The organism is Microcystis sp. M113S1 (assembly GCF_020246945.1).
Lineage (GTDB): Bacteria > Cyanobacteriota > Cyanobacteriia > Cyanobacteriales > Microcystaceae > Microcystis.
In genome coordinates, this window is sequence record NZ_JADBSA010000333.1 from 1 (window position 1) to 6,515 (window position 6,515).

A 6,515-nucleotide genomic window follows, 5' to 3' on the forward strand; every position below is an offset into this window, starting at 1 on the left:
CACGCCAGATTATTTCATCTACGATCCTTTTGATGGCAATTCTTTACAAGGATGGCATTTAGGAGCAGACCAACGCTACCATTCTTTAGAACGAAACGAGCGCGGCTGGTTATGGTGCGAAACCTTAGGCTATTGGTTGGGGACTTGGGAGGGGACTATTGACCGAGAAACGGCAATTTGGGCGAGATTTTATGACCCGGAAGGCAATTTAATCCCCTTGCCAGAAGAAGCGGCACAAGAGCAAGCGGCCGCAGCACAGGAGCAAGCGGCCGCAGCACAGGAGCAAGCGGCCGCAGCACAGGAGCAAGCGGCCGCAGCACAGGAGCAAGCGGCCGCAGCACAGGAGCAATTAAATGCTACTCAGCAAGCTCTGGAAACGGAAAGACAGCGTTCTCAACAGCTGGCGGCTCGTTTGCGAGAAATGGGGATAGAGCTATAGTATAGCTGTATTTGTTTAGGTGAGGAGGTAAACTACTGGTGTTCCTCCTCGCTTAAAGTCGGTTAATTTCTCCTTTCACGGTTGAGGGATCCTGCAATCCCAGTGTATTTGAAATCTAGCTCGACACCTGTTTGCTGCTGTGATTACCTTTTGACCAGTGGGTAATTATTGATCAGAGTTTTCTTTTATTCTTCCTTAAACAGTAAACAGTGAACTGAAAACTCACATCTGATAACTGATGCCTTTCTCGGAGTCTCAACTAGGAAATTTATTTGGCACGACTACTTATACTTATATGTCTAATCTATCTTTGGGAGCGCAACCTCCCCTCGAATTTATCCCCCCTGACCTTAATCCCTTGCTTTTAAAGGGATGTCAAATCTTTTTACCTCTTTGGTTACAAACTCAAACCAACTTAAGAGAAATTTCCGCCGCCAATCTAGAAACTTTAATCACATTTTATCAAAAAAGTCAAGAGAAAAAAGTCCGTTTACTGCTTGCTTTCCGTCATCCCAGTATTAACGATCCCTACTGTATGGCCTATCTTTTATGGAAATTAGTACCCAAAAAAGCCCAAGAGTTAGGAATAAAATTAAACACTCCAATTCACGCTCATTTTATGTATGATCGAGGGATTCCTTTATGGGCTGGAGAAAGGGTAGGATGGTTATATTCTAAGTTAGGTGGCACACCAATTCAACGGGGAAAAGCCGATTTAATCGGATTGCGATCGGCTCGTCGTTTATTATTAGAAGGAGATTATCCTTTAGCCGCTGCTCCGGAAGGGGCAACTAACGGACATAATGAGCTTGTTAGTGCTATTGAACCGGGTATTTCTCAATTGGCTTTTTGGGGTGTGGATGATGTCAAAAAAGCTAAACAACAGCAAGAAGTAATTATTTTACCTATTGGTATTCAGTATTTTTATCTGACTCCAGTGTGGCAAAAAATCGAGCAAATTTTAACTAATTTAGAAACCGATAGCGGTTTAGAATCAATCCCGAATTCATCCCTAGAAGAAAAGGTTTTATACGAGCGTCTTTTTCGGTTAGGAGAAAGATTATTATCTTTAATGGAGGATTTTTATCGAGATTTCTACTATCAATCTTTGCCTGTAGTACCTGCCAATGGCGATGATCCAAACGAAACCCTAGCCAAACGTTTAGCCAATTTATTAGATGTGGCCCTACAAACCGTAGAAAAGTATTTTAATGTTTCTCCTAATGGTAATGTAATCGATCGCTGTCGTCGTTTGGAACAAGCAGGATGGGAACGTATTTATCGCCAAGAATTAAAACCCACTCACTCTATTTCTCCCCTTGAATTAGGATTAGCTGATCGCCTGGCTGATGAAGCTAATTTAAAAATGTGGCACATGAGAATTGTCGAAAGTTTCGTGTCAGTAACCGGTTATTATGTCAAAGAAAAACCCACCGTAGAAAGATTTGCCGAGACAATTTTATTACTCTGGGATTTAGTGACAAGAATTAAGGGAGGTAATCCCTTTTTTCGTCCCCAAATTGGTCAACAAAAAGCGATAATAACTATTGGTAAACCTATTTCTGTATCCGAGCGCTATGCCGATTATAAAAGCGATCGACGCTCGGCCGTAGCACAATTAACCCAAGATTTACAAACCAGTTTAGAAAGTTTAATTATTCATCAGTAGATAATTAGGGTTTGCTGAAAAAGTTTGTTGGTGGGGTTAGGAGTCAGTTATCAGATTTGAGTTATCATACTAAATCCGTTGAGCATAGGCTACTTATGAGGACAGGCACTCATGCAATAGGCAATAGGCAAAAGGGGGAATAAATAATCATTCTTTAATAACTGGATTTAGTAACAGTTATCAGTTCACTGATTACTGTTCACTGAGAAAACTCCCCAATTCCCACTCCCCAATTCCCACTTCCCACTTCCCCGGGAAAAACTTTTTCACCTAGCTCTAGTATAGGAGATAGTACGGAAATCTGGAAAAACTTAATACCGAAAACCCTACCCCGGTCAGAGAATATTTCATCTATCCTAAAAGTGTAGAGATAAACCAACATCTCTAGCGTTAAGAAAACTTCGGAGGTGAATTATATGGCACTTATACGTTGGGAACCTTTCAGAGAAGTAGAAAGCCTACAGAAAGAAATGAATCGCTTGTTTGACCGTCTTGTGCCGACTGATGCAGGCAATGGCGAGAAAATGGGGTTATCCTTCATCCCGGCGGCGGAAATAACCGAAACGCCAGAGGCAGTTCAGATTAAACTGGAAATACCTGGTATGGAGGCCAAAGACCTCAACCTAGAAGTAACAGCCGATAGTCTGACCATTAATGGTGAAAGGAAATCGGAAATTAAAACCGAAGAAGAAGGATTTACCCGCACTGAATTCCGTTATGGTAAATTCCATCGGGTTATTCCTCTACCAGTCCGGGTTGATAACAATAACGTGACTGCTGAATACAAAGATGGCATTCTCAATCTCACCCTCCCGAAAGCGGAAGAAGAAAAAAATAAAGTGGTGAAAGTGTCCATCAATCCTACCACTGCTCAATGATGTAGCACTCATCGTCTGGTCTTAAGCGAAAAAGTTAACCTAGTCCGATTAAACCAAAGCGGGAGTATGCTTTGATACTCCCGCTTTTAGCTTCCATCTGCCTAACCCTTTAATTTAAAACTTCTAACACTGCTTGGGGCGATAATTTATCTTTAAACCAGATAACCTGAGCGGGTAGATTTTGAAATTTAACTCCAGCTTTTTCTAGATTTAACCGTTCCGATACGGCTAAAATTAGATTATTTGCTTGGGCCGATTTAACCTGTAAAAATTTCTTTTGTAGGTATTCTGGTCGCCAATAACCAACAATTTCGAGGAGAAAAACGCGACCATCGGGATGCAATAAACGGAAATCGGGAATCATCACTCCTCCGGGTAAAGGCACTAAATCCACTTCCCTTTCTAGTTGCCATTCAGTTTTTAACTGTAACCAACGTTTAGCGAAAGATTCCTCTAACATACTATCGTAGGGTTTACCGGGGGAATAGTGGGACACCAGACCACAGTTATCCTCTAAATTGAACTGTTGTTTTTTAATAGTTCCTGTATAGGAATCTTTATACTGTAATTGTGCCTTCAGATTCCAGTGAGTAACATGGAGTAAGGCAGGAATTAATTTAGCGATTTCAATGCCATAACGACTATTAGCTTTAAATAAACTGGTTGGACCATCGATAGTAATAGTAAATCCCGTGTCGGCATCCCCTTCGATATAAGTCATTAAACGAAATAGTTTTAGATAGCGAAAGAGATATTTATATTCCCCTGGATCGTTGCGGTGGACGTTGATAATTAAATAACTGGCCCGATAAAAAATACCTTGAATTTGCGAGAGGTTAAAACGATGAATTAGGTTTTCGGGGGTAGGAGCATCAAATTGAGTGAGAATTTTATTCTCCGCTAAATCAGCATAGAGTCCTTTTTCTAGAGCCACTGGAAAAATTTCTTGATTTAATTCTTGGCTGAGTTGCTGGGCAATTTTCTCCAGAATTAGCGATCGATTTTGCGGAATAGGAACAAAGTTGGCCGCTTGTTCAAAAACTCTTTTTCTTAATTCCTGCGGTTCTAAGGGACTAATAATCTCAAAGGTGGCAAAATGATTGGTTAATAGGTGAGCAAATCCCCGTTTAATTTTATAATCGGGACTGTCTCCCTCCAAGATTAGGAGTTTTTGGCTTAATTCTCCCTTAGTTTGACCGATACTTTCCTGAAAACAGGTGATTTGTTCTTGAGCGATCGCCAGATAATCGGTCGCGAGCGGTAAGCGTTTGGGAATAATTGTCTCGCCATTTTGACGGGAAATCAATAAATCGGTCGGTAACATGGCAAGCTAGAGAAGAATAATCAGATGGGGAGAGGTGGGACGACAAGGAAAGGTCGAAACCCCAAAAATCCCCCGATTCTAACTATTTTGGTCGAGATAACGCTCTAAATCTTCGATCACACGGGTTAATTCTGCTTCTGTGGTTAAGCGTAGGCGATCGTCACGAACCGTTAACAAAACTTTAGCCGAAAAAGGACTCGGATAAATATTGGGATTACAAAACACTTCCAGAAACACATCACCAGTGTGCTGATATTCCAGCGGTTTTTGGGGTTGGGGTTTACCCCCACTAGCGGCATTACTGGCGATCGCTTTCAGGCGATCAAGTAAAATATTAATTTCCCTTTGCAAATCCAAGGCAGCACTGGGACTGAAACGAAAAGTAACGGAACCTTGCAAGAGATTAAGAGTTAAAGGAATCATGGAAAAAATCAGGTTAGGAGAAAGCCTGAAGTTAATTATATTGATTTCTGGAGATTTGGGGAAACGGGAGTATCTCATTTATGCAAGTGAGTAATTATACTTGTCCCTAAAACTGGTTTCTAGCAAGGCTTTCAAAATAGCTTGACATAAAACCTGATTTAGGGGTTACAAAGGTGAGATGCTCCCGGGGAAAGGGGAAACTGGGTGAAGTTACCTTGAATGTCGGATTGAAGGAACCCTTTTGTTTTACCGATGAGATGAAAATCCGACCAATATGGGACAGCGAAGCACAGCAATATCGGCGTACTGCTACGCAGTGCCTTCGGCATCGCACTAATGAGAAGATAAGGAATAGGTGGGTTGATTAGGAATTTTATTGAGGGTTTGACAATCCATTAAATATTGTTCAATGGCGGTTTTAAAAGCCTGTTCTAGTTCATCAACGGAAAGACCATCAAAAACAATAATATCTTCTGTGTTGATGACGCGACCAAAAAATAAGCGATCGCTTTCATCGTATTCAATCACAGCTTCATAGTCTTTGTATCGCATTAATCTACTCCTGCTTTAATTAGAAATTCACGAAGAGCTTTAATTTGGTATCTTTTTAGTTCTTTTTGGGGGTGAGGGGAATGAATGTTAAGGGAAATTTTGTTTAGGTCAAATCGAACTCTTGAGCCATCGCCTTGAGTAATTATACCTCCCAATGACTGAATTAAATTAACGACATCATCCCAAACGATGTTACGGCGGATGGGATCAACAAAAATAGCATCATAGGTTTTTCGCTATTTTTTGTTCATTCGCTAATTATAGCTTGATTACTAACTTAAGATTTTAACAATAAAAATGATCGTCTCTTCTTTACTCTAAATCAAAACAGCGATCGCCCTATTGCCCTTTACATCCGTCCTCATGATTTAACCAAAAAAGGGGCTTTTAACCCCTCTTAAAAATTGCGTTATAAGAGCGGCGTACTGCTACGCAGTGCCTTCGGCATCGCACTAGACCAAATCAGCGATCGCTCTCACTTCGATTGTGAAGCCGTTCCAAACTTTGATGACGTAAATCCACTTCGATCATGGCAATTAATTCATCAAATTTCAAGGTCACTAAATCTAATTTTCGGCAGACTTCTCGCCATCTAGCGATACTTTGAGTTCTCGTTTGTAGATCAGGAATACAAGATTGATCGGTCATCATAACCTGCAATTTTTTCTGGTTTCAGATAAATTTGCCGTCACGACATCGGCTGAGATTTGAGCTTGTTCGATGGTTTCCGCTAACAACTCTAGGATAGCAGAAGGAGCGATTGGATAGTATTCAGAGATTCTTAGGGTTAAAGTATGAAGACGAGAGTAAGGATTTCTTAATATTTCCAGACAATTCTCAATTTGTTCTAACTCTGGTAGTGTCTCCTCTGTTTCACCATGACGATCGAAAAGACTAAATTCGCTGTTTTTCGTTTCGGCAATCAGTTCTATGAGCCGTCTTTGTAAGCTAAAAATAGTGGTTAATACTAGGAGACAGTTTAGCCAAAAATCCAAAACTCCCTTCATTCGCTTGACTGTTTCTTATCGTACTGTATCATCTACAAGATTATCCTCGGGTCAATTTAAGAAATACAAAAACTGTCAGAAAAATCATCGAAAATTTTGGGTGGGAAACCCCGCCGTTCTAGGTTGGCTTTACGTTAGAATTAAAAAGACCGTCTCGAAAACCAAGTGGGCGGACAGCACCTTGAAAACTCGGCTTAGGGGGTTCCGTTCAGAAAAGCTTGTC

Annotated in this window: 8 protein-coding genes and 1 pseudogene; 3 read left to right on the forward strand and 6 right to left on the reverse strand. The window is 40.9% G+C overall.

The window, feature by feature from the left end; all coding sequences use genetic code 11:
* The 3 genes and pseudogenes from IM319_RS16600 to IM319_RS16610 form a co-directional block, all read left to right on the forward strand.
* A pseudogene (locus IM319_RS16600) lies at nucleotides 1-439 on the forward strand (Uma2 family endonuclease); the annotation flags it as partial.
* Nucleotides 440-734: 295 nt separating this feature from the next.
* A complete protein-coding gene (locus IM319_RS16605; RefSeq protein ID WP_286827053.1) occupies nucleotides 735-2,108 on the forward strand; it encodes a 1-acyl-sn-glycerol-3-phosphate acyltransferase in 1,374 nt (457 codons plus the stop codon).
* Between the two features lie 416 nt (nucleotides 2,109-2,524).
* Nucleotides 2,525-2,986: an Hsp20/alpha crystallin family protein gene (locus IM319_RS16610; RefSeq protein WP_287736326.1), complete on the forward strand. Its 462-nt coding sequence runs from the start codon at nucleotides 2,525-2,527 to the stop codon at nucleotides 2,984-2,986.
* Nucleotides 2,987-3,095: 109 nt separating this feature from the next.
* On the opposite strand, the gene IM319_RS16615 is transcribed toward IM319_RS16610, so the two are convergent.
* From IM319_RS16615 to IM319_RS16640, 6 genes are all read right to left on the reverse strand, one after another.
* Nucleotides 3,096-4,310, reverse strand: coding sequence for a DUF790 family protein (locus IM319_RS16615; protein ID WP_287736328.1), 1,215 nt, complete (start codon nucleotides 4,308-4,310; stop codon nucleotides 3,096-3,098).
* A gap of 78 nt (nucleotides 4,311-4,388) precedes the next feature.
* A complete protein-coding gene (locus IM319_RS16620; protein ID WP_008206324.1) occupies nucleotides 4,389-4,733 on the reverse strand; it encodes a hypothetical protein in 345 nt (114 codons plus the stop codon).
* A gap of 333 nt (nucleotides 4,734-5,066) precedes the next feature.
* A complete protein-coding gene (locus IM319_RS16625; RefSeq protein WP_158201138.1) occupies nucleotides 5,067-5,285 on the reverse strand; it encodes a type II toxin-antitoxin system HicB family antitoxin in 219 nt (72 codons plus the stop codon).
* Entirely contained in the window at nucleotides 5,285-5,503 is a 219-nt protein-coding gene (locus IM319_RS16630; protein WP_353857205.1) for a type II toxin-antitoxin system HicA family toxin, read from the reverse strand. Before IM319_RS16630 ends, IM319_RS16625 begins: the two co-directional genes overlap by 1 nt.
* Nucleotides 5,504-5,747: 244 nt before the next feature.
* A complete protein-coding gene (locus IM319_RS16635; RefSeq protein ID WP_287736330.1) occupies nucleotides 5,748-5,936 on the reverse strand; it encodes a hypothetical protein in 189 nt (62 codons plus the stop codon).
* Nucleotides 5,933-6,292, reverse strand: coding sequence for a hypothetical protein (locus tag IM319_RS16640; protein WP_287736332.1), 360 nt, complete (start codon nucleotides 6,290-6,292; stop codon nucleotides 5,933-5,935). Before IM319_RS16640 ends, IM319_RS16635 begins: the two co-directional genes overlap by 4 nt.
* Between the last annotated feature and the right edge of the window lie 223 nt (nucleotides 6,293-6,515).

Bases quoted from the DNA above. Each gene is read 5' to 3' on its own strand.
- IM319_RS16635 (WP_287736330.1), bottom strand. From the start codon at position 5,936: ATGATGACCGATCAATCTTGTATTCCTGATCTACAAACGAGAACTCAA.
- IM319_RS16625 (WP_158201138.1), bottom strand. From the start codon at position 5,285: ATGCGATACAAAGACTATGAAGCTGTGATTGAATACGATGAAAGCGAT.
- IM319_RS16620 (WP_008206324.1), bottom strand. From the start codon at position 4,733: ATGATTCCTTTAACTCTTAATCTCTTGCAAGGTTCCGTTACTTTTCGT.
- IM319_RS16610 (WP_287736326.1), top strand. From the start codon at position 2,525: ATGGCACTTATACGTTGGGAACCTTTCAGAGAAGTAGAAAGCCTACAG.
- IM319_RS16605 (WP_286827053.1), top strand. From the start codon at position 735: ATGTCTAATCTATCTTTGGGAGCGCAACCTCCCCTCGAATTTATCCCC.
- IM319_RS16615 (WP_287736328.1), bottom strand. From the start codon at position 4,310: ATGTTACCGACCGATTTATTGATTTCCCGTCAAAATGGCGAGACAATT.
- IM319_RS16640 (WP_287736332.1), bottom strand. From the start codon at position 6,292: ATGAAGGGAGTTTTGGATTTTTGGCTAAACTGTCTCCTAGTATTAACC.